Source organism: Silvimonas amylolytica, assembly GCF_014645555.1.
Taxonomy (GTDB): domain Bacteria; phylum Pseudomonadota; class Gammaproteobacteria; order Burkholderiales; family Chitinibacteraceae; genus Silvimonas; species Silvimonas amylolytica.
Genome location: NZ_BMLY01000002.1, coordinates 591872 through 614359 on the forward strand (window position 1 = coordinate 591872; position 22488 = coordinate 614359).

At 58.8% G+C, this 22488-nt stretch carries 20 protein-coding genes and 1 tRNA gene; 14 read left to right on the forward strand and 7 right to left on the reverse strand.

Annotated features, from left to right (window positions below; translation table 11 throughout):
- Window positions 1-16 precede the first annotated feature (16 nt).
- The 6 genes from IEX44_RS09005 (at window position 17) to IEX44_RS09030 (ending at window position 6102) form a co-directional block, all read left to right on the forward strand.
- Window positions 17-550 (forward strand): Csu type fimbrial protein, encoded by a 534-nt coding sequence (locus IEX44_RS09005; protein ID WP_229678851.1) that lies wholly within the window; start codon window positions 17-19, stop codon window positions 548-550.
- A 67-nt stretch (window positions 551-617) separates the two neighbouring features.
- On the forward strand, window positions 618-1148 hold the full coding sequence (locus IEX44_RS09010) for a Csu type fimbrial protein (protein WP_188692048.1): 531 nt from the start codon (window positions 618-620) through the stop codon (window positions 1146-1148).
- Between the two features lie 43 nt (window positions 1149-1191).
- A complete protein-coding gene (locus IEX44_RS09015; protein ID WP_188692052.1) occupies window positions 1192-1968 on the forward strand; it encodes a fimbrial biogenesis chaperone in 777 nt (258 codons plus the stop codon).
- Window positions 1969-2043: 75 nt separating this feature from the next.
- A complete protein-coding gene (locus tag IEX44_RS09020; protein ID WP_188692055.1) occupies window positions 2044-4392 on the forward strand; it encodes a fimbria/pilus outer membrane usher protein in 2349 nt (782 codons plus the stop codon).
- 13 nt (window positions 4393-4405) lie between these two features.
- The gene (locus tag IEX44_RS09025; protein WP_188692058.1) at window positions 4406-5386 is read left to right on the forward strand and encodes a Csu type fimbrial protein; all 981 of its coding nucleotides are present in this window, start codon (window positions 4406-4408) and stop codon (window positions 5384-5386) included.
- Between the two features lie 65 nt (window positions 5387-5451).
- Window positions 5452-6102, forward strand: a complete 651-nt coding sequence (locus IEX44_RS09030; protein WP_229678853.1) for a tetratricopeptide repeat protein — start codon at window positions 5452-5454, stop codon at window positions 6100-6102.
- On the opposite strand, the gene IEX44_RS09035 is transcribed toward IEX44_RS09030, so the two are convergent.
- From IEX44_RS09035 to IEX44_RS09060, 6 genes are all read right to left on the reverse strand, one after another.
- The gene (locus IEX44_RS09035) at window positions 6099-7709 is read right to left on the reverse strand and encodes a methyl-accepting chemotaxis protein (RefSeq protein ID WP_188692062.1); all 1611 of its coding nucleotides are present in this window, start codon (window positions 7707-7709) and stop codon (window positions 6099-6101) included. The genes IEX44_RS09030 and IEX44_RS09035 overlap by 4 nt on opposite strands.
- A 115-nt stretch (window positions 7710-7824) precedes the next feature.
- Window positions 7825-8979, reverse strand: a complete 1155-nt coding sequence (locus tag IEX44_RS09040; protein WP_188692065.1) for a GNAT family N-acetyltransferase — start codon at window positions 8977-8979, stop codon at window positions 7825-7827.
- Window positions 8980-8995: 16 nt separating this feature from the next.
- Window positions 8996-9574 (reverse strand): thioredoxin family protein, encoded by a 579-nt coding sequence (locus tag IEX44_RS09045; protein WP_188692067.1) that lies wholly within the window; start codon window positions 9572-9574, stop codon window positions 8996-8998.
- 90 nt (window positions 9575-9664) lie between these two features.
- Window positions 9665-10495, reverse strand: coding sequence for an undecaprenyl-diphosphate phosphatase (locus IEX44_RS09050; protein WP_188692070.1), 831 nt, complete (start codon window positions 10493-10495; stop codon window positions 9665-9667).
- Window positions 10496-10602: 107 nt separating this feature from the next.
- Window positions 10603-11448, reverse strand: a complete 846-nt coding sequence (locus tag IEX44_RS09055) for a GNAT family N-acetyltransferase (RefSeq protein ID WP_188692073.1) — start codon at window positions 11446-11448, stop codon at window positions 10603-10605.
- 287 nt (window positions 11449-11735) lie between these two features.
- Complete coding sequence (locus IEX44_RS09060) at window positions 11736-12167, reverse strand: DciA family protein (RefSeq protein ID WP_188692076.1); 432 nt, start codon at window positions 12165-12167, stop codon at window positions 11736-11738.
- A gap of 36 nt (window positions 12168-12203) precedes the next feature.
- On the opposite strand from IEX44_RS09060, the gene IEX44_RS09065 reads away from it, so the two are divergent.
- The 4 genes from IEX44_RS09065 (at window position 12204) to IEX44_RS09080 (ending at window position 17207) form a co-directional block, all read left to right on the forward strand.
- Window positions 12204-13103 (forward strand): M23 family metallopeptidase, encoded by a 900-nt coding sequence (locus tag IEX44_RS09065; RefSeq protein WP_188692080.1) that lies wholly within the window; start codon window positions 12204-12206, stop codon window positions 13101-13103.
- A gap of 307 nt (window positions 13104-13410) precedes the next feature.
- A complete protein-coding gene (gene secA, locus IEX44_RS09070) occupies window positions 13411-16149 on the forward strand; it encodes a preprotein translocase subunit SecA (RefSeq protein WP_188692083.1) in 2739 nt (912 codons plus the stop codon).
- Between the two features lie 117 nt (window positions 16150-16266).
- Window positions 16267-16342 (forward strand) — tRNA-Ala (locus IEX44_RS09075).
- Window positions 16343-16559: 217 nt separating this feature from the next.
- Window positions 16560-17207, forward strand: coding sequence for a LysE family translocator (locus IEX44_RS09080; RefSeq protein ID WP_188692086.1), 648 nt, complete (start codon window positions 16560-16562; stop codon window positions 17205-17207).
- Window positions 17208-17212: 5 nt separating this feature from the next.
- Here IEX44_RS09080 and IEX44_RS09085 read toward each other — a convergent pair whose 3' ends face one another.
- Window positions 17213-18139 carry a LysR family transcriptional regulator gene (locus tag IEX44_RS09085; protein WP_188692089.1) on the reverse strand — a complete coding sequence of 309 codons (927 nt, stop codon included), beginning with the start codon at window positions 18137-18139 and terminating at the stop codon, window positions 17213-17215.
- A gap of 124 nt (window positions 18140-18263) precedes the next feature.
- On the opposite strand from IEX44_RS09085, the gene IEX44_RS09090 reads away from it, so the two are divergent.
- From IEX44_RS09090 to IEX44_RS09105, 4 genes are all read left to right on the forward strand, one after another.
- Window positions 18264-19496, forward strand: coding sequence for a Bcr/CflA family multidrug efflux MFS transporter (locus tag IEX44_RS09090; protein ID WP_188692091.1), 1233 nt, complete (start codon window positions 18264-18266; stop codon window positions 19494-19496).
- 29 nt (window positions 19497-19525) lie between these two features.
- The gene (locus tag IEX44_RS09095) at window positions 19526-20368 is read left to right on the forward strand and encodes an SDR family oxidoreductase (RefSeq protein ID WP_188692094.1); all 843 of its coding nucleotides are present in this window, start codon (window positions 19526-19528) and stop codon (window positions 20366-20368) included.
- 12 nt (window positions 20369-20380) lie between these two features.
- Window positions 20381-21379: an aldo/keto reductase gene (locus tag IEX44_RS09100; protein ID WP_188692097.1), complete on the forward strand. Its 999-nt coding sequence runs from the start codon at window positions 20381-20383 to the stop codon at window positions 21377-21379.
- Window positions 21380-21498: 119 nt separating this feature from the next.
- Window positions 21499-22386 (forward strand): SDR family oxidoreductase, encoded by an 888-nt coding sequence (locus IEX44_RS09105; RefSeq protein WP_188692100.1) that lies wholly within the window; start codon window positions 21499-21501, stop codon window positions 22384-22386.
- Window positions 22387-22488 lie beyond the last annotated feature (102 nt).

A 22488-nucleotide genomic window follows, 5' to 3' on the forward strand; every position in this document is an offset into this window, starting at 1 on the left:
ACCGCAGGGGGTTGTGATGAAACACCTTGTCCAGATGATGCTTGGAGCCTGTGCAGTGTTGGCGCTGGGTGTCTCCAGCATGGCTTTTGGCGGTACTACGACCGGCCAGGTGAACTCGACCATGACGCTGACCGCCGCGTGCCAGGTGAATGGCAGCACCACGACGACCGGGGTGAACTTCGGTTCATTGAACTTCGGTAGCCAGACCACGCTGTTCAGCACGGCGTCGGCGCAGGTTAACGGGGGCAGCGGCGCCATTGCGGTGCAATGCTCGCCAGGCTCCGGCGCCACGCTCACTTTCCAGGCTGGCCAGCATGATGCCCAAGTCACCGGCGGTACGCGTGCCATGGCCAACGGTGCTGGTAAATTCATCCCCTACGACATTTATTCTGACGCCGGTTACAGCAATGTGCTGGCCACCGGTTCATCAGTCAACATCACGGAAGACGGGACAACCCAGACCGTCAATATCTATGGACGCGCTGTCGGTGTGGCCGGGCTGACTCCCGGTACCTATTCCGACGTGATTGCCGTCCAGCTTAATTTCTGACCGGCTGATCGCCAGATTCACCTCGCACCTTTGACCTGCACGCCACAAGCCAGCCGGGAGATGCGCGATGGACTGCTTGCCGCCGCTACGGCGCGGTGCGGTGTTGCTCGCCTTGTGGACAGGGTTGGCAGCCTGTGCCAGCGCGGGGACTACGTCGACTTTCCAGGTGAATGCCACGGTGCAGGCGGGTTGCCAGGTGAACAACACCGTCGCACCCGCCAGCCTGGGTGCCCTGGGTACGCTGGATTTCGGTACGCAGTCGGCGTTGTCGACGGCGACGGTGACCAGCAGCCTGAACCAGAGTGCATCCATCACCCTGGCGTGTACACCGGGCGTGGCGCTGAGTATGCAAGTGGACAGTGGCCAGAATTATGCATCGGGTCGGCGGCTTAAGCGCGTCAGCAATACGGATACGGTGGCGTACCAGTTGTACAGCAACGCGGCCATGAGTGCGGCGATCCCCGTGAATACGGCAACGGGAATCACCTACAGTAATTCGGCCAGCATCCAGGTGCCGATTTATGGCCGTGTGCAATTGCCGGGAAATTTGCGTCCCGGCACGTATCAGGATCAAGTCATTGTGACCTTGCAGTGGTGAGCCGGACAGCAATTTGAACCTGACAAATCTTGCGGAGCACCTCATGGTTGTACGGAACGCGTGGCGACTGGCCATTGCGCTGATGACCTCCCTCTTTTGCAGCCTTGCCTGCGCGGGCAGCTCTGTCCTGATCTGGCCCATTGATCCCGTGATTGAAAGTGATGCCCATGCCGGGGCGCTGTGGCTGGAAAACCGCGGTGCAGATGCCGTGACGCTGCAGATCCGCATTTTTGCCTGGGGCCAGAATGGCAAAGAGGATACCTACGCGGAGCAGTCGTCCGTGATTGCAAGCCCGCCTTTTGCTTCTATTCCTCCGGGTGAGCGGCAACTGGTACGGCTAACCCGCGTCCAGCCCCCCAAGGCCGGGACGGAAGAAGCCTACCGGCTGCTGATTGATGAAATTCCCGCGACGCCCCAGCCGGACTCTGCCAGCGATGCGCAGTCTGCCGGTATCACCTTCCAGATGCGGTATTCGGTGCCGCTCTTTGTATATGGCGACCATCTCTGGCAAAAGGAGGACCCGCGCAAGAAGCGGGTGGCAGCGGAACAAGGCGTGCCCAAACTCAGTTGGCGCGCAGTTCATGAAGCTGGCAAAAACTGGCTGGAGATCAGCAATCAGGGTGTTGTGCATGCACGGCTGACCGAGGTCTCGATTGGGGTCCCGGGCCAGCAACCCTACATGGTGGACGGGTTGCTGGGGTACGTGCTGGCAGGCGGGATCATGCGCTGGCCAATGCCGCAGCCGGTTGCACCCCGGGCGGTCATGCGCGCGACGGTTAATGGCGTTGGCCAGCCAGGTGTTATTACCTCTGCCAATTGATCCATGCGGACCGCTTCAGATGTTTGTCCTGCACCGGTTTGCAAAACAGGGTTTGCGCGATGCACTGGCTGGCTGATGCTCAGCATGCTGGCGATGGCCAGCCCTGATGCCCAGTCCGCCAATACCGGTTTGCCACCGCCACCCAGAACACTGTCGACACCCGCCGACACTGCGCTTTATCTGGAACTGGTCATCAACAAATTACCTGAAGGCAAGGTGGTGCCCGTGGAGAATCGGGACGGTCACTTTTATGTCGCGCTGGGTGACCTGTCCGGCCTGCATCTTCCCGGTGGCATCCGCTTTGATGTGATTGAGGGGCGGGCAGCGGTCGATACCATTCCTGGCGTCAAAGTGGCCTATCACCAGTCTACCCAGCAACTGCTGATTGACGTGCCACCGGACTGGCTGCCTGCACAGAATGTCGGGCCGGCGGTACCCAGTGTCCATGCGCCGGCCAAGGCCAGCCCGGGTTTGTTGTTCAACTACGATGTGTATGCCAACAAACCGCAGATTGGCGCTGGCGGAGTTTCGGCCTGGCATGAGTTCCGGGCATTCGATGACGAAGGCGTGTTTTCCAGCACGGGCACATACCATCGCTCGTTTGCCGGGCAGGCGCAAAGCGCAGATGGCTACACTCGCTACGACACCACGCTGACGCATTCCGATGAAGACACAATGATGACCTGGCAAGCGGGCGACGTCGTGACCAACTCGCTGCCGTGGACCAGTGCCGTACGGCTGGGCGGCGGGCAAGTCGCGCGTGACTTCTCGATCCGCCCGGATGTGATCACCTACCCGTTGCCGCGCTTTGCGGGCGAAACCGCCGTGCCGACCTCCGTTGACCTCTTCATCAACGGTTATAAATCCAGCAGTGCCCAACTACAGCCGGGCCCGTTTGCACTGACCAATGTGCCCTATATCAATGGCGCGGGCGAAGCCGTGGTCGTGACGACAGATGCACTGGGCCGGCAGGTCTCCACCATCATCCCGTTTTATGTGGCCACCACCTTGCTGCGGCCGGGCGAGACAGATTTTTCTGTCGCCGCCGGCAAATTGCGGATGGATTACGGACTGAAGAGTTTTTCTTATGGTGACGGTGCGGCAAGTGGCACCTTTCGTGCCGGCGTGACCAACAATCTGACCCTGGAAGCCCACGCTGAAGGCGCGCCGTCTTTTGGCATGGCCGGCGGCGGCATGGCGCTCAAACTGGATCAGGCCGGCGTGATCAACATCTCGGCCTCGGGTAGTCACCTCAACGGTCAGACCGGGAACCAGATGAGCGCGGGGTATCAGTTCAGCAACCGGCGCTTCAGTTTCAACGCGCTCTACATCGGACGTAGTGCCCAATATGGCGACCTCTCTGCGTATGACGTCAAGCTGGGTAGTTTTTCGCGGGCCAGTACGCAAATCACTGCCAATGTCTCGCTAGACCGGTTTGGCAACGCGGGTGCCGGTTATTTTGATGTCAAATCATCAGATGGCTCTAGAACGCGGCTGGTGAATCTGTCCTGGAGTCTGGGTTTGTGGGGCAGCAGCAGTATCTATTTTTCGCTCAATCGAGACCTGACCGAGAAAACCTGGTCTGGCGCAGCGCAACTGGTCGTGCCGCTGGACACCTGGGGCACGGTGACCGCCGGCATGCAACATGTACCCAACGCGGGTAACCAGGAGCAGCTGAACTATAGTCGTGCCGTGCCGGCAGAAGGCGGGCTGGGCTGGACACTGAATGAAAGCCGGAGCACCAGTGCGGCGGCCTATCACCAGGCCGATCTCACCTGGCGCAATCGCTATACGCAACTGCAAGGTGGCGCCTATGGTAGCTCAGGAAATTACACCCGCTGGGGCGAAGCGACGGGTGCACTGGTGCTGATGGATACGGATTTCTTCCTGACCAACCGCGTGAATGAATCCTTTGTGCTGGTCAGTACGGAGGGCCAGCCTAATCTGCCTGTGCACTATGAAAACCAGTACGTGGGCAGTACCGATCGCAATGGCCACTTGTTAGTGCCGTGGACCACCTCCTGGTATCCCGCGCATTACGACATCGACCCGCTTAACCTGCCCCCGGATTACGACACGCCCACTGTTGAACAGCGTGTCGCGGTCAAGGCCGGCAGCGGTTATCTGCTGGAGTTTGAAGTACGGCACATCGTTGCGGCAATCATCACGCTGGTCGATGGCCAGGGGCACCCTTTGCCGATCGGGACACGTGTCACGCTGATGGAAAACGGTGCCGTGAACCGCGTGGCATTTGTCGGGTGGGATGGCAAAGCGTATTTCGATGATTTGCAGTCAGACAACCGCATCCGCGTAGAACTGCCGGACGATCGTTTCTGCGAACTCTCATTCCAGGCGAACTCTCGTTTGAACCAGGCCGCAGTGGTTGGACCGCTGGTATGCGTGCCTGCGGGCCCGCATACGTAACAAGGAGCACAAGATGAAATTCAGTGACTGGCTGACCCGCTGCGTGTTGATCCTGTTGTGTTGCGGTACCGGCCATGCAATGGCTGCGGCCGGTTGCGCGGCCAGTAACGGGACTGCCTCGCTTGGCACATCGGTCAGCTCATTCACGGTATACAACACACAGTTGTCGTCCACGGCCACCAGCGGTTTCAAATGTACCGGGTCACTGGTGTCTTTGCTGGGTACCAACGTGGTCACGGTGACGCTCCAGAGTTCTACCAATCAGACCGGCACGCAGGCCCGTATGCGCAGCGGTACGGACTACGTGCCCTACGTCATTTGCAAAGATTCCGGGTGCAGCTCTGTCTACAACATGGGCAACACGATCACCTGGAGCAGCACCACGTTGCTGGGTTTGCTGGGACTGTTCAACAGCAGCGACGGCAGCCTGCCGCTCTATATACGTTCGCTGACCGGGGCGCGCGTCGCCGCCAATAACTACACAGATACATTAACGCTGAACTGGACCTGGCAACTGTGTGATCTGGGCGTAGCCGGATTGTGCCTTGTGGTTTCAGGTTCAGGCACATCTACGGTGACCGTGACCCTGGGCGTCGCGAACGATTGTGTGCTGACGACCCCGGATGTGCAGTTTGGCGCGGCGCCCCTGGTCAGTGGCTTTGCCGATATCAACCAGTCCGTTCAAGTCGTGTGTACCAAAGGCGCCAGCTATACCGTGGGTATGTCCAACGGCAACAATTATTCAGGCACCGTGCGGCAAATGAAGAGTACTGCGGGTGGTCTTTTGCAGTATGACATTTACAAACCCGATGGCACTCGGTGGGGACCGACGGGCACAGACCGGCGCAGTAGTGCGGCTGCGGATATCAATGCCGGCATTTACGACTCCGTCACCACTCAGAGCTATAACTATCGCGCCAGCATTATCAAGACCCAGACGACGCCGGCCACAGGCAGCTACACAGACCTGGTGACGCTGGATATCGGTTTCTGACGGGTCGCACCGGGACGAGCCGGGCACTATGCTGCAAGCATCACGTTCCGGCTGGATCTCGTCTCGTGCGTATCTCTTTTCTGCCCATTGTTGCGGTCTTGCTGGCTGGTCACGCCGTTGCAGCGGGCCATGACGCTGCCTGGCAGGCCTATCAGAAAGGGGATTACGTCAAGGCGCTTCCGGCTTATCGCGCGGCGGCGCAAAAGGGTAAACCACTGGCGCAGTACAACTACGCCATGATGCTCTGGCGGGGCGAGGGCACCTCGGTCCAGCGTGACGAAGCGGTGCTCTGGTTGCGCAAGGCGGCCGACGGCCATCTTGCTCAAGCGCAGTACGCTCTGGGTTTGCTGTACGAAAACGGAGCGCATGTACCGCGCTCTCAACCCGATGCGACCCACTGGTTTTTACTGGCTGCGCAGCAAGGCCATACGGATGCCCAAACCAGCGTCGCAACGCAGTATTTTCTCGGGCGGGGTGCGCCCAAGGATATGGTGCAAGCGGCCCGCTGGTACCTCAAAGCGGCAGAAGGCGGGGATGTGGGCGCACAGTACATCGTGGCAACCATGTACGAAAAAGGAGATGGTCAGCCCCAGGACCTGGCAGAAGCGTGGCGCTGGTATGAAGCCGCCGCCCTGCAAGGCGACCCCGCCGCCGCCATTCGCGCGCGCGATCTCGGCCAGCGCTTGCGAATGGCGGGGGCGGCTTCCCGGCCTTAAACGCGGAAACGTCCGGCGGTGCTGCGCAGTTCCTGGGCCAGGCTTTCCAGTTTGCGCACTGATTCGAGCGCACTGTGGACCGAGTGATCCGACGCTTCCACCATCTGGGCAATGCGTTCGATATGGCCGGCAATACTGTTGCTGGCCTCGCTTTGCTCACGCGTGGCGCCGGCAACTTCACGGATTTTGTCCAGTGTGTTCTCGGCGGCCTGGCTGATTTCCTGCAACGACGCGGCCGCACGTTCTGCCAGACCGACGCCATGTTCGACCTGAGAGGTCACTTGCGTCATGCCCGTCACAGCGTGTTCGGTATCACGTTGCACCGCTTCGATGGTCCGGGTGATGTCCTGGGTGGCGCCTGTCGTGCGTTCGGCCAGTTTGCGTACTTCGTCGGCGACTACGGCGAAACCACGACCTTGTTCTCCGGCACGGGCGGCTTCAATGGCGGCGTTCAAAGCCAGCAGGTTGGTCTGGTCGGCAATTTCACGGATCACGCGGGCAATGCCGTCGATCTCTCGTGAGCGCTCAACCAGGCCATGAATCTGGCCGGTGGCATCGCCCACCTTTTGCGAAATCTGGCGGATTTCGCCCGCAGCTTCATGCACCAGTCGCTCGCCATCGGTCGCCAGTTTGACCGAGTGCTGCGAGCTACCCGCGCTGTCGCCAGCGTTGGAAGAAACATGGTTGATACTGACGGTCATTTCTTCGACCGCTGCAGCCGTGCTGGCGGTGAACTCGGAGGACGCGCGCGAACCTTCACTGATCTGGTTCATCTGCTGAGTTAGCGAGGAGGCGGCTTGCGCCAGACTGCTGGCGGCGTCGTTGAAACGCTGCGCCATATCCCTGAGGCCATCCTGCATGCGGCTCATGGCACCAAGCAGACTGTCGCTGCGGCCCTCCACCTTGATCCGGCGGGTGAGGTCGCCCGCGGCAATGGCGGTGGCCATTTCCGCCGCATAACCCGGGTCGCCGCCCAACTGGCCAATAATGCGGCGAGACATACTGATCAGCAGCGCCGCGACGATAGCGAGCACCACACATACCACCACCAGCATTACGCCGGCCTGGTTCCAGAAACTGGTATCAATATCATCAATAAAAAAGCCGATGCCGATAATCCATTGCCAGGGCTCGAAACGCACCACGCCGTTGAGCTTGGGCTGTTCCGTTTTCGTGCCGGGCTTGGGGGTGAGAATGTTCATCAGCCCGATGCGGTCTTTAGCCAGCGCTTCGTCATACAGCTCCGAGGTATAGCGGCCATCTGGCATGCGCGAACCCTTGTCGATCTTGCCCACGCGGTCTGGGTTGGGGTGCACGATCATGCGGTTGTCCGTGCCGCGCACAAAGAAATAGATATCTTTGAAACGCATATGACCCAAAGCATCTTTGGCGCGCTGCTGGGCTTCATCGTGGCTGAGTTTGCCGGACGCTTCTTGCTGCTGGAAATAAGTGACCATGCTGCTGGCCTGCTCCAGTGCGGTTCTGATCTGTCCTTCGCGATCAGCCATCATGGCGTGGCGCAAGCTGACGAGGCCGACTGCGGCGCTAATCAGCAAGCCGGCCAGGGCCGCCCCGATGATGATCCATACACGGGTTTGCAGCTTCATTGTGGGCCCCTCGTTCGCCGGCACTCAGCGTTTTAAATGACATTGGAATTGTAAGGCTACAGGCTATTTATTAAATATAAAAGCAGGCAACCCTGTCGCAAGTGCTGACAAGAACTCAGGATGGGTCATGCCGGAACGGCGTTTGTGCTGTTAACGTTTCAGCCCATTCATCGACGGCCTGTCGCTCGTTTTTCAGAAAACGGCCAACGGCATCAGAAAACCGACGATCGGCCAGCCAGTGCACCGACCATGTCGTGACTGGAAGAAAGCCTCGTGCAAGTTTGTGCTCGCCCTGCGCTCCGCCTTCAAACGTATTCAAACCGCGTTCCAGCGCGAACTCCAGACCCTGGTAGTAACACAGTTCAAAATGCAGCCCTGGCACAAAACCGGCTTCATCCCACTGTGCGCCCCAATACCTGCCATAGAGCGCATCGGGCCCGACCAGATCAAACGCCGCTGCGATCGGTTGACCGTTGCGGCTGGCAATGATCAACAGGCAGGTTTCAGGCAGGGCGGCATGCAGTTGCTGGAAAAAAGCCAGATTCAGATAGGGGTGGGAGTGATGTTCCAGGTACGTATTGTTGTAGCAGCGAATAAAGAACGCCCAGTCTTCATCCTGGATGGCCGCACCAAATTTGCGCTCTACGGTGATCTCGCCAGCCGGGCCAGACAAAGACTTGCGCCGTTCCTGGCGGATTTTCTTGCGCTTGTCATGGTTCATGCTGCCCAGAAAATCTTCAAACGTCTGCCAGGCCGGGTCGCGTTGCCAATGAAACTGGATCTGCTCGCGCAGTTGCATGCCACAGGCTGCGGCAAAACGGGCGTCGTCTTCATGCGGGAACAGAATGTGCAGCGATGAATCCCCTAACTCCCGCGTGATGCCAATGGCGCTTTCAATCAGCAGGCGCCGGTCTGCATCTGTGCGGGCCAGCAAGCGCGGGCCGGGCAGCGGACTGAACGGGACGGCGCTCACAAGCTTGGGGTAATACGCCTGTCCGTGCTGCTCATAAGCGCGGGCCCAGGCCCAGTCGAACACGTATTCGCCCCAGGAATGAGACTTGCGATACAACATCAGCGCACCGGCCAGTTCTTCGTCACGCCACAGCGTGAGATGGCAAGGTTGCCAGCCGCTGTCGGCATCGACACTCCCGCTGCGCTCCAGTGCATCCAGAAAAGCATGTTGCAAGGCCGGATGCGCGCCCGCCAGCGCATTCCAGGCGGGCGCGGGGATCTCGGCCAGACGTTCACAGATTTTGAGAGTGGCAGACAAGCGCTAAGGATTCCGCTCAGGACTGAAAATAATCCGGCTCGTTGCCGGGTTTCCATTTGATATTGCAGCCCATGCTGGGCACTTGTTCAGCGAGCGGCGGCTTGCCGCCTACCAGGGCATTCACGGCGCGCAGGATATCCTGGCCGCTGGGTGCCCCCATATTGGGGCGGGAGGTATCAAATTGCCCGCGATAAACCAGCTTCAGTTGGGCATCAAACAAGTAAAAATCCGGCGTGCAGGCAGCGCCAAAAGCTTTGGCGGCGTCCTGGGTTTCGTCGTACAGATACGGGAAGGTATAGCGTTGGTCGGCGGCGGTTTGCGCCATCAAGGCGGGGGCGTCGTCCGGGTAATTTTCTGCATCATTACTCGAGACGGCCACCATACCGACACCCAGTTCAGCCAGCTGCGCGCCGAGCGGGGCCAGCACGGGGTTGATGTGTTTGACGTAGGGGCAATGGTTGCAGATGAACGCCACCAGCAACCCGCAATTGCCGGCCAGATCGGCCAGTGTATGCGGGCGTCCGTCGCCGTCTGGAAGCGTGAAGCCGGGTAGCGACGTGCCCAGTGGCAACATTGTGGAATAGGTTCTGGCCATGACGGTTCACCTGTCGGTTGGGATGGATCGATCACCCATTCTAGTCGCATGTCATGACATGCGGCACCGTCACGGCCACTGGTCAGTACATCAGACTGTCCACTGCACCAGCCCGGTCCAGGCGGTCACCAGAACGATCAGACCAAAGGCAATGCGGTACCAGGCAAAGGCAATAAAGGTGTGATTGGAGATAAACCGCAACAGCCCGCGCACGGCAAAGAAAGCGCTGATGGCCGCAGCAATGAAGCCGACAGCAAAGATGCCGGCATCCGCAGCATCCAGCGCGTGACGCAGCTTCCACATGCTATAGATTGATGCGGCGGTGAGCGTTGGAATACCCAGGAAGAACGAGAACTCGGTCGCGGCCTTGCGTGACAAGCCAAAAAACAGGCCGCCAATGATGGTCGCGCCGGAACGGCTGGTGCCTGGAATCAAAGCCAGACATTGTGCGAAACCGATCTTGAGTGCATCCATCAACGAAATGCCATCTACCGTTTCTACCCGTACGCGATGCTGGCGTTTTTCTGCCCACAAGATCAAAAAACCGCCAATGATGAAAGCCAGTGCAACGGGCACCGGTTTGAACAGATGCGCCTTGATGATTTCATTGAACAGCTTGCCCAGAATGGCCGCTGGAATAAAACCAATCAACACGGCCCACAGCAGATTGCGCTCTTTACCGGGCCGGCGTGCGCCCGCAACGGTCGCGCCGATCTTGGCGCGGTATTCCCACACCACCGCCAGGATGGCGCCCAGCTGGATAAAAATTTCGTAGACGTCGCGCTTTTCCTTGCTGTCCGGCAGGAAGTTGATGAGGTCGCCTGTGAGGATCAGGTGGCCAGTACTGGAGATAGGCAGAAACTCGGTAATACCCTCGACGATCCCCATGATCAGGGATTTGACCAGCAAAATCATGTCCATGTGTGGTTGTTCCGTGCGGTTTGGTTATGTTCTGGACTGCAAATACAACATCAGGCCCAGGTCTTTTGCCCGGGCTCCGGGTGCAGCATGCTGCACTGCATTATGGCTTATCCCAGCGGAAGTGGTGCGGGACGGGCAAAGGTGGATTTTGTATACGCCAATCGCAAACCTGCGCGCTCGGCGTTGCGGGCGCTGACATTGGCAGGCCGGGCGGTTACAAACGCATAACGGCAGCCGGCCGCGTGTGCGGCGGCCAGGCGGGCTCGCAGCAATGCTTGTTGCACACCCAGGCCACGGCAATGGGGCAGGGTACTTGCAATATATAAATGTGCGACCGGCCCGGCGCCGGAAGGCAGGATGGCCATCCCGGCGGTTCCGGCAATCTCGCCGTCCAGGCGCGCAACGAACAGCCGCGTGTCGTCGCGCAGCGTTGCAATCTTTGCCAGTGCTTCGAGCAACGCCACGGGGCGAGTGTTCAACTGGACAGAAAACCCCTCTACCGAGTGTTCAATGAAACGCTGTGCAGGGATATCGGTGCTGCAATCAATGCGCCCCGTGTGAAACGGCATCTCTGGCAGGTCATCCAGTGTGCGCACATACGTATTACTAAAGGCGTTGATGTGATAACCACGGTCCGCCAGGAGCGGCAGCAACGCGGGGTCAACATGCGGGCAGACATCGATTTCGGTGCCGAGTCCGAGCGCGGCATAACTGGTTTCAACGTGGTAGAGGTCTGCACCAGCGACGGCATCATCCAGCCCCAGCCCGCAGACATGGTTGAGCTTGCGGCCGAAATCGCGGCGAGTGAAGGCGGCAATGCCCCCGCCCAGTGGCATGACGCGGGCGTCGGCGTCTTTGCTGAGAGTTTGCCAGGCGGCCACCTGGCGGGTCAGATGATGTGCCTCGGCGTGCTCAAGGATAAGCGCCAGTTCCGGGCCACAATAAATGGGCATCAGATGTTTCCCTGAATACTTGAGTAGAGATGTCGCGGACGAACGGCAAGATCCCTGCCCAAGTGCATGTTGCACCGTGATGAAACAGCCGTTCGTATGAAAAGTGAATATTTACGGCTGGTCTTGGGAACAAAGCCCGGGACCCCACGTCTTATCGGGCATGTGCGAGCAATTCGCGCATTTTTTGCTCATCTCCTCCCTGATTAGCGGGCACCAACTGGTGCCCCTTTTTTTTCCCTTTTTTTTCTGCCGCCGGTAATCTGGTTGAGTCCGCACGGCGGTCAGTCTTACCGGCGCTGATGATCCACCAAAGAAAGGATGGCTTTTGCCAGTTCTTCATCTTTGACGGTATCAGCCAATGCCTCAAAGGCGTCGCAAGCCGCACCGTTCATCTTCAAGTCTTTGGCGCGTATGGGTTTTTGCTCGCGCAACGATGCTTGCACCCTGGGCAGGATTGCGGTAGCTTCCCACCCAGCCCGTGCCAGCACATCGCGCAACTCCGGCGCGGCATAACGTATGCGCGTTGCCGCCGCCGCGCTGGTCACACCCAGTATCAATGCGCCGTCAGCCCACGCGGCGCCCACGCAGGCTCGCGCTACCTCAGGGGGCAATGCCGCCTGCAAGGTTTTGAGCATCCGGTTATATTCGCCCACGCGGGCCGCGGCATCTTTCAGTACACGGTGCTGACCGATAAAACCGGAAACAGGGCCTTTTTTCATTTTCTCGATTGCAAGGTCATTCAGGGAGCCTTCGCCTTGAATATTATTCTCATTTCAAATCGCTACTCCAGCGCGCTGCATCTGGGCACCGGCCCGATGGTGGCGCTGGCCGCTTCACTGGCGCTGTTGGCCGGCGGCATGGGGCTCGCAGTCGGCATGTCGTTGTCCGGTAGTTCGCCCAAGCAATTGTGGCCACTGATCAAGCCCGTGCGTCAAGCCGAGCTGGACGCCATGGCCGTGCGTCTGGGTGAGTTGCAAGCCAGACTGATCCGCCTTGACGGTCTGGCACAACAAGTCGGCACCAAGGCCGGCATAGACGTCAAGCCCTTTGCTGCGACTGCCCCCGTGCCGCGCGGTGGCATGGAAGCCCATGGCCACGCCATGTCGGCTGCTGAGCTTTTGCAGCAACTGGGCTCCACTGAAGCCGGTATCGGCAATATGTACGATCAGTTCAGTCTCGCGGAGAACATTCTCTTGCGCCCGTCTGGCACTGCATTGCCGACACTGGCGCCATTGACCAGTGGTCTGCAGTCGTCCAGTTTCGGTTGGCGTATCGACCCCTTTAATGGCCATCAGGCCTTTCATGAAGGGCTGGATTTTGTCGGCGCAGTGGGTACGCCCATCAAGTCTGCTGGCGCGGGCACGGTCGTCTATGCAGGCTTTCACCCCCAATATGGTAATATGGTCGAGATTGACCACGGCAATAATCTGACCAGCCGTTACGCGCACGCCAGCAAGCTTTTGGTGAAAGTGGGTGACCATGTTGAGGCAGGTCAGGTGATCTCTGAAATTGGCAGCACAGGCAGATCGACCGGCCCACACCTGCATTTCGAGATCCGCTATCGTGGCGTGGCGCAGAACCCGTTGCGGTTCCTGGCGCAAAATACGCAGAACAACGTGGGTACCGTTGCCAGCACAGAAGGTCCGCACGATTGATCGCTTCGTCGGGCGTTTACCACAGGGTGTGGCAATGATGTAACGAAATGCGTCCCGCACTGGAAAAAGTGCCTTTTGGCCTTATCTTGTGCACACGCGTGACGTAACGGTGCGATACTCACGCACGGTTTTCACAACGGCGGCCAGGGAAACCTGCCCGCCGTTCTCGTAGTACCACTGACGAATTTGTCCGGGCGCAGTTGGCCTGGCGCACGGCGGGTACTGAAGTTTCAACAGCCTGGTGGCCATGATCGACCCCGGCACAACAAGATTAAGCCGCACGCGGCAAAACATCCGGTAACAGGAAATGATCTCCAATCTGCTCAAGAAAGTGTTTGGTAGCCGTAACGACCGCCTGCTCAAGCAATACAGTGGCGTTGTAACAAAAATCAACGCGCTTGAACCCGCCATGCAGGCACTGTCTGATGAGCAATTGCGGGCCAAGACCGAGGAGTTCCGCGAGCGTGTCGCCAAAGGCGAAGCGCTGGATAACATCCTGCCCGAAGCTTTTGCCGTCTGTCGTGAAGGTGGCAAGCGCGCGCTGGGCATGCGTCACTTCGATGTCCAGCTCATCGGCGGTATTACCCTGCATCAGGGCAAGATTTCCGAAATGCGTACCGGTGAAGGCAAAACGCTGGTTGCCACATTGCCCGCATATCTGAACGCACTCTCTGGCAATGGTGTGCACGTGGTGACGGTGAACGATTACCTCGCGCAGCGCGACGCCGGCATCATGAGCAAGCTGTACAACTTTCTTGGTCTGACCTGCGGCGTGAATCTGGGTCAGATGCCGCATGATGAAAAACAGGCTGCCTACGCTTGTGACATCACCTACGGCACCAACAACGAATTCGGCTTTGACTATCTGCGTGACAACATGGTGTTCAGCACGGGCGAACGCGTTCAGCGCAAGCTCAATTACGCCATTGTCGACGAGGTGGACTCCATCCTGATCGATGAAGCGCGTACGCCGCTGATCATCTCTGGTCCGGCTGACGACAACACCGAAATGTACCTGGCCATGAACGCAGTACCTGGCCAGTTGACCCGCCAGGAAGAAGAAGAAGGCGAGGGCGACTACTGGGTAGATGAAAAAGCCAACACGGTCCTGTTGTCTGAAGCGGGTCATGAAAAGGTTGAGCAAATCCTGACCAGCATGGGCCTCTTGCCAGAAGGCGACAGCCTGTACTCCGCCCAGCACATCACGCTGGTGCATCACATGTACGCCGCCCTGCGCGCGCACTCGCTGTTCCATCGCGACCAGAACTACGTGGTGATGGATGGCGAAGTCATCATCGTTGACGAATTTACCGGCCGTTTGATGGCAGGTCGTCGCTGGTCTGAAGGCCTGCACCAGGCGGTCGAGGCCAAGGAAGGCGTCGAGATCAACCAGGAAAACCAGACCCTGGCCACGATCACGCTGCAAAACTACTTCCGTATGTATGGCAAGCTCTCCGGCATGACCGGTACGGCCGACACGGAAGCCTACGAATTCCAGCAAATCTACGGCCTTGAAACGGTCATTATTCCGACCAACCGTCCGATGGTCCGGGAAGACAAGCAAGACCAGGTCTTCAAGACTGCCAATGAAAAATACAACGCCATCATCACCGACATCCGCGACTGCGTAAGCCGTGGCCAGCCGGTGCTGGTGGGCACTACGTCGATCGAACAGTCGGAAATCCTTTCCAACTTGCTCGACAAGGTGAAAATCCCGCACAACGTGCTGAACGCCAAGCAACACGCCCGCGAAGCGGAGATCGTGGTGCAGGCCGGCGCCCCAGGCCAGGTCACGATCGCGACCAACATGGCCGGTCGGGGTACTGACATTGTGCTGGGTGGCAATGTCGAGCCGCGTATCCGCGTGATCGAAGCCGATGAAAGCCTTGATGCCGCTGGCAAGGAAAGCGCGATTGCGGCGCTGAAGGCTGAATGGCAAAAGGTGCACGACCAGGTCGTGGCCGCTGGTGGTCTGCACATCATTGGTACCGAGCGTCATGAATCCCGTCGTATCGATAACCAGTTGCGTGGCCGCTCTGGCCGCCAGGGTGACCCGGGCTCCAGCCGCTTCTACCTGAGCCTGGAAGACCCGCTGCTGCGTATTTTTGCTGGCGATCGTGTTGCGTTCGTCATGGACAAACTGAAGATGCCGGAAGGCGAGCCGATTGAAGCCGGTATCGTCAGCCGCGCCATCGAATCTGCCCAGCGCAAAGTGGAAGGCCGCAACTTCGACATCCGCAAGCAACTGCTTGAGTACGATGACGTTGCCAACGAACAGCGCAAGGCCATCTATACCCAGCGTAACGAACTGCTGGAAAGCACTGATATTTCCGAGACCATCAGCGCGATGCGTGATGGCTTCTTCACAGACCTGTTCGAGCAATACGTACCGCCGCAGGCCATGGAAGAACAATGGGATCTGGCTGGTCTGGAAAAAGCACTGGCTGAATATGGCCTGACGGCTCCGGTTGCTGACTGGCTCAAGCAAAACGCCGGCATGTCCGATGAGGTCGCCAAGGAACGCGTGGTTGATCTGGCGCGCGAAGCGTATGAAACCAAAGCGACCGAAGCCGGTGTTGATACCTTCCGCCAGTTTGAACGCGCTGTCCTGCTGCAGCATCTGGATCAACACTGGCGCGAACATCTTTCGTCGCTGGATCACCTGCGTCAGGGTATCCATCTGCGCGGTTACGCGCAGAAGAATCCGAAACAGGAATACAAGCGCGAATCGTTTGAACTGTTCAGCGAACTGCTCAGCAGCATCAAGCGCGATGTGGTCCAGATCGTCATGAGCGTGCAAGTGCGCTCGCAAGCCGATGTCGATGCCGTGCAGCCACAGGCAGTACCGGAACGCGCGTTGCAGTTCCATCACGACGACCTGGCCGCCGCCGTAGCCGCAGGCGACGAAGAAAAGATCAAGGAAGCCCTTTCTACCGCCGCTGCAGCGGGCGCCGTAGCCAGCCCATTTGCCGGTGTCAGCCGCAACGACCCGTGCCCTTGCGGTTCTGGCAAGAAGTTCAAACACTGTCACGGCCAGATCAACTGATCACCTGACACGCCCACAAAAAGCCCGTCACTCGACGGGCTTTTTGTTGCGCACTATCCGCAGGTAAATGGCGCCTGGCTTGACGCTACAAAACTGGCTGACTAGATTGACCGCTACGGGCCGATAGCTCAGCTGGGAGAGCGCTGCGTTCGCAATGCAGAGGTCGGGAGTTCGATCCTCCTTCGGTCCACCAGTTTTTTCGAAACACAGATATATAGCCAGCCGAACCGGTTCCAGGTTGTGTTTCTACTACTCTCCAGCAAGCGTAACCGGGCCTCGCAGTCTGGTTGCGTTGGCCATCCAGTCTGGATGCTCCCGCCGGCAGGCATTGGCGTGACGGGTGCCAATGAGTTGCACCTCCCATTCTATGTGCTCACGATGTGAAACCCTTGCTGCCAGGAGTCACTCGCATGCTCGACATGCTTACCTTCAGTACCTACATCGCAGTTGTAATCGCCCTGATGCTGGTTCCCGGTCCGGCTGTGCTGTTGCTGCTGACACGGACAGCCCAAGGTGGCAGCCGTGTGGGACTGGCAACGGGGGCTGGTATTGCGTTGGGTGATTTCATCCATACGCTGGTTGCTGCGGCTGGGTTGTCGACCATTTTGATGACCTCTGCTCTGGCTTTTAGCGTGGTGAAATACATGGGTGCGGCTTATCTGGTTTATCTGGGCGCGCGCGCCATCAGAGCGCCGGTGGGGGAAGACACCCCGTACGCGCCCGAGCAAGGAGGCCGCCGAGCGATCGTCATCACACCCTGGATGGCGTTCTGGCAAGCCATACCGGCAGAGGTGCTGAACCCCAAGACCGCTTTATTCTTCCTGGCGTTCCTGCCGCAGTTTGTTCATGCCGAACGGGGTCATGTGCTGGCGCAGTTTCTGCAGTTGGGGTTGGTGTTCGTGATTCTTTCCATCAGCTACACCAGTTTGTTGGTGCTGGCGACCAAACCGCTGGCACGCGTGGTGCGGCATATGGGTTGGCTCAAGCGTTGGCAGAACAAACTGATAGGGTCGCTCTTCCTGGCATTGGGTCTCAAAGTTGCCCTGCAAAAGCAATAGTTTGATTACCCTCCAGCAGCGCCAGATTGTTCACTGGTACTTGCAGCCCACTCCCGCAGAGCTTGCGCAAACAATTGTAATGCGGTGGGTGGGTGGCGGTTGGCGGGGTAGTAGAGGCACAACCCCGGGAACGATGGGCTCCACGCCGGCAGCACCTGCGCCAATCGCTCTGTCGCCAGATACTCTGCGACGTGCGTCTCGTTGACCCAGGCAATGCCAATCCCTTGTAGCGCCGCTTCAACGGCCAGCCGCATACTGCCGACCGTCATCGGCCCGTTGACGTCCAGGTTGATTGGTCTGCCGCGAAATTGCAGGTCCCATTTATAGAGCGCGCCGCTCTCGAAGCGAAAGCGGATGCAACGGTGGTTCAATAAGTCCAGGGGAACTTGTGGTGCACTGTGCCTGGCCAGATAAGCCGGAGACGCGACGGCGACAAAGCGAATGTCTGGGCCGAACTTCACGGCAATCATGTCCTTGGGCACCGCTTCTTCAATACGAATACCCGCGTCGTAGCCCGCGGCAACGACGTCGACCATTCTGGAATCCACCACGAACTCGATATGGATATCGCGGTAGCGCGCCAGGAAGTCTGGCAGCACGTGCTGTATCAATGGCATCGCCGCAGATTCCGAGCAACTGATCCGCAACGAGCCTGAGGGCCGCTCGCGGGCGTTGGCCACTTCCTGCAACGCTTCATCAATATCGGTCAAAGCAGGGCGGATGCGGTTCAGGAGCTTTTCACCCGCCTGGGTGAGGGCGACAGAGCGGGTCGTACGATTCAACAGACGTGCTCCCAGCCGCTCCTCCAGCACACGCATGGCATGGCTCAAAGCGGAAGGAGATACGTCGAGCAATCGGGCAGCGGCGCGAAAACTGCGCTGTTCGGCAACGGCCATGAATGCGGCGAGTTCAGACACACCGGTTTTTTGCATTGATGAAAATTACTCACTAGCTGATGCAATCTGAGATGGATTGTTCAGCATAACACTGCGCCATACACTTTCTCCAACGAAATGAAGGGCATATCCATGCCCATCATGATTTCTGGAGAACACCATGACCTCATCAGACGCCTGGCCAAAACAGGATCAGGACCATGGCTTGCGCATACTGATCCTCCTTAGCGCACTGATGTCTTTTTCATCGATCGCGACTGACATGTATCTGCCGGCACTGCCCTCCCTGGTCAATGATCTGCATGCGGATATCGGCCGCGTGGAATTAACGATTTCAACTTTCCTGGTTGGATTTAGCGCCGGGCAACTATTGTGGGGGCCACTCAGTGACCGAACTGGGCGCCGCCTGCCCATTCTGATCGGCCTGATGCTGTTTGTTGTGGGCTCGGTGGGTTGCGCACTGTCGGCGGATATCGCTCAACTGCTCATGTGGCGTGTGGTGCAGGCGCTGGGTGCTTGTGCCGGGCCAGTGCTGGCGCGGGCCATGGTGCGCGATCTCTACGCACGGGAGCGTTCGGCACAGATGTTGTCGATCCTGATTTTGATGATGGCCGTTGCCCCGCTGGCCGGCCCGTTGCTGGGCGGGCAAATTCTCAAGGTGGCCTCCTGGCGTGCCATTTTCGGCGTACTGGCAGCATGTGGTGTGTCAGGGCTATTGGCGCTGAGAATGCTGCCAGAAACCTTGCCTCCACAGCAGCGGAGCCGCTCGCCTCTGCGCAGAACCTTTGCTGAATACCTGCAACTGATCAAAGACCCACGCTTGCTGACTTATGCCCTTGCGGGCGGGTTTTACTACGGTGGCTGCTATGCCTTTATTGCCGGGACTCCCTTTGCATACGTGGACTACTACCACGTGTCACCTACCGCATTTGGTTTGCTGTTCAGTGTGAATATCGTCGGCCTCATGGTGATGAATTTCCTCAATACACGGTTGATTCCCCGGCTGGGCAGCGAGCGTTTGTTCCGGATGGGCGCGGTCATTGTGGCGGTGGCAGGCCTGGCGCTGATGATCAATGCCAGAACCGGTTTTGGTGGTGTAGCCGGTCTGGCGATTCCGGTCTTTTTCTTTATGGCCCCAAGCGGGTTCATCGTCGCCAATTCAGTCGCCAGTGCGTTGGCGTTTTTCCCGCGGCAGGCTGGCGCCGCATCATCGCTGGTCGGCGCCATGCATTACGGCAGCGGTGTGCTGACCGCCGCCATGCTCGGTTGGCTGGCCGATGGCACCCCCTGGCCTATGGGTTTGATCGTCGGGCTGTGCGGGTTGGGTTGTCTGACTGTCGCACTACTACCCCGCGTGCATCCGGCGCTGGCCGGCCAACCGGCTCGCGGCTAACAACACGGATATCTTCAAGGAGAAACCTCATGACGCAGCGTACATGGCTGATCACCGGCATCAGCAGCGGCTTTGGCCGCCACCTCACCACCCAATTGCTGGCACGCGGAGATCGCGTCATCGGCACGGTACGGGATCTGACCAAGGTGGCCGATCTGATCGCGCAATATCCCGAGACCTTTCATGCCGAACTACTGGACGTGACCAATACCGACGCCATTGGCCGTCTGGTTGAGCACTGTTTTGATCGCTTCGAGCGCATTGATGTGGTGATCAGCAATGCAGGATACGGCCTGTTTGGCGCCGCAGAAGAACTCTCTGACGCACAGATCGAGCAGATGATTGCCACCAACCTGGTCGGCTCAATCCAGTTGATCCGCGCCGTGATTCCGCATCTGCGCAGCCAGGGTGGCGGTCGCATCCTTCAGCTATCGTCATACGGCGGGCAGGTGGCGTTTGCCGGTAACTCGCTGTACCACGCCACCAAATGGGGTATTGAAGGCTTTGTGGAGTCCGTCGCGCAAGAAGTGGCCGGTTTTGGTATTGGCATGACGATTGTCGAACCCGGGGGCGCGCGCACGGAGTTTCGTTATGGCAGCGCCCAGGTCGCCAAACTGATGAGTATTTACGACGACACCCCCGCACATGCCTTCTTGCGCATGCTGGACCCGGCCAACGGCCTGGCCGCGGGCGATCCTGCACGGATGGCGGCGCGCATGATCGAGAGCGTCGACCAACACCCGGCACCATTGCGCATGGTGTTGGGATCCCAGGCGCTCGATAGCACTATCAGTACATTGCGCAAGCGTCTGGCGGACTTTGAAGCCCAGACGGCACGTGCAGCTTCGACCGATTTTCCCGTTGGCCAATAACAGGAGTACACCATGCAAACACGCAAACTGGGTAACAGCAATCTGGAAGTCTCGGCACTGGGTTTGGGCTGCATGAGTATGAGCGCCGCCTACGGGCCACCGGCCGACAAGTCAGAGATGATCAAACTGATTCGCCATGCGCATGATCTGGGTGTGACGCACTTTGATACGGCCGAAGCCTATGGCCCATTCGCTAACGAACGGCTCGTCGGTGAAGCGTTGCAACCCATTCGCGATCAGGTGGTGATCGCGACCAAGTTCGGCTTTGATATTGATCTGGATACGGGGGCACGTCGCAGTGGCGGTACCAACAGCCGGCCGGAACATATCAAAGCGGTGGCCAATGCGGCCCTGAAACGGCTAGGCACCGACCGCATCGACCTGTTTTACCAACACCGCGTTGACCCGGCTGTTCCCATTGAAGACGTCGCCGGTGCCGTGAAGGATTTGATTGCGGAGGGTAAGGTGAAGCACTTTGGGTTGTCTGAAGCCAGCGTGCAAACCATTCGCCGCGCGCACGCCGTCCAGGCGGTGACCGCAGTGCAGAGTGAGTACTCTTTGTTCTGGCGCGGGCCAGAGGAAGAACTCTTGCCGGTCCTGGCAGAACTGGGGATCGGCTTTGTGCCCTTCAGCCCGTTAGGGGCGGGGTTTCTGACCGGAAAAATCGACGAGACCACGCAGTTTGATCCCTCCGATTTCCGCAACAACGTCCCGCGGTTTTCACCGGCGGCACGTAAAGCCAATAGGGCACTGGTCGACGTGATCAAGGCCGTCGCGACCCAAAAACACATCACGCCGGCGCAAGTTGCCCTGGCCTGGCTGCTTGCGCAAAAGCCATGGATTGTCCCCATCCCGGGCACCACCAAGTCGCATCGCCTTGAAGAAAATCTGGGCGCAGTGGAGGTGACGTTGACTCCTGCAGAATTGGCCGCCATCCAGATTCAAATGGCGCAATTGCAGGTTGAGGGCGCACGGCTGCCGGAGGCCAACCTGCGAATGACCAACCTCTAAACAGTCAGGGCAGCAGAACCGCCTCAGCCTGTTAGTCACCATACTATGAAGACGCCACTACTTTTAAACAGCCTGCGCACGCCGGATAGTTGAGCCTCACATTCCTGGAGGTTTACAGCATGCGTATCTTTCTGACTGGCGCAACCGGCTTTATTGGTTCTGCACTTGTCCCGGAACTGCTTGGCGCAGGCCATGAAGTCATCGGCATGACCCGCTCTGAAGACGGTGCGCGGGCACTGGAAGCGGCCGGCGCACGCGCTTTTAGGGGAACGCTGGAAGACCCTGAAGGCATGCGCCGTGGTGCATCGGAAGCAGATGCCGTCATTCATACGGCGTTTGACCATGATTTCTCCCGGTTCGTAGAGAACTGCGAGAAAGACAAACGGGTGATCGCCGCACTGGGTGCCGCTCTGGCAGGGAGTGCGCGTCCGTTGGTCATTACGTCCGGAACGGGGCTGGGTATGGATGAACATGGTCAGCCAGCGCGGGAAGATATTTGCAACTTCGCGCACCCGAACCCGCGTGTCGCCTCCGAAATAGCAGGGAAGCAATTACTGGATGCCGGCATCAACCTCTCAGTGATGCGACTGCCCCAAGTGCATAACCCCGACAAGCAAGGGTTGATTTCCCCGTTGATCGAGATCGCCCGCCAGAAGGGGGTTGTCGCCTATGTAGAGGAAGGGAAAAACCGCTGGCCCGCAGGGCATTTGTCGGATGTAGTCCGCTTGTACCGGCTGGCTGTAGAGGCCGCCAGCCCCGGCGCACGTTATCACGCGGTCGGCGAAGAAGGCGTAACCAGTAAAGACATCGCCGGGGCGCTCGGTCAGCGGCTGAATCTGCCGGTGGCTTCCATTGCTGCGCAAGCTGCGGCCGAGCATTTCGGGTGGATGGGTATGTTCGTCAGCCTGGACATGCCGGCATCCAGCGCCCTCACTCAGGCGACACTGAACTGGAGGCCCACTGGCCCGACACTCATTGCTGATTTGCTCGAACACCGGGGAAGCTGAACGGCCTGACGTCTTGCAGTGAACATGGGCAGGTGTTGCTTGAACACGAGCGTGCAACACCGTTACCAAGCGATAGGCCAATCGCGGGTATGATGCCCTTGC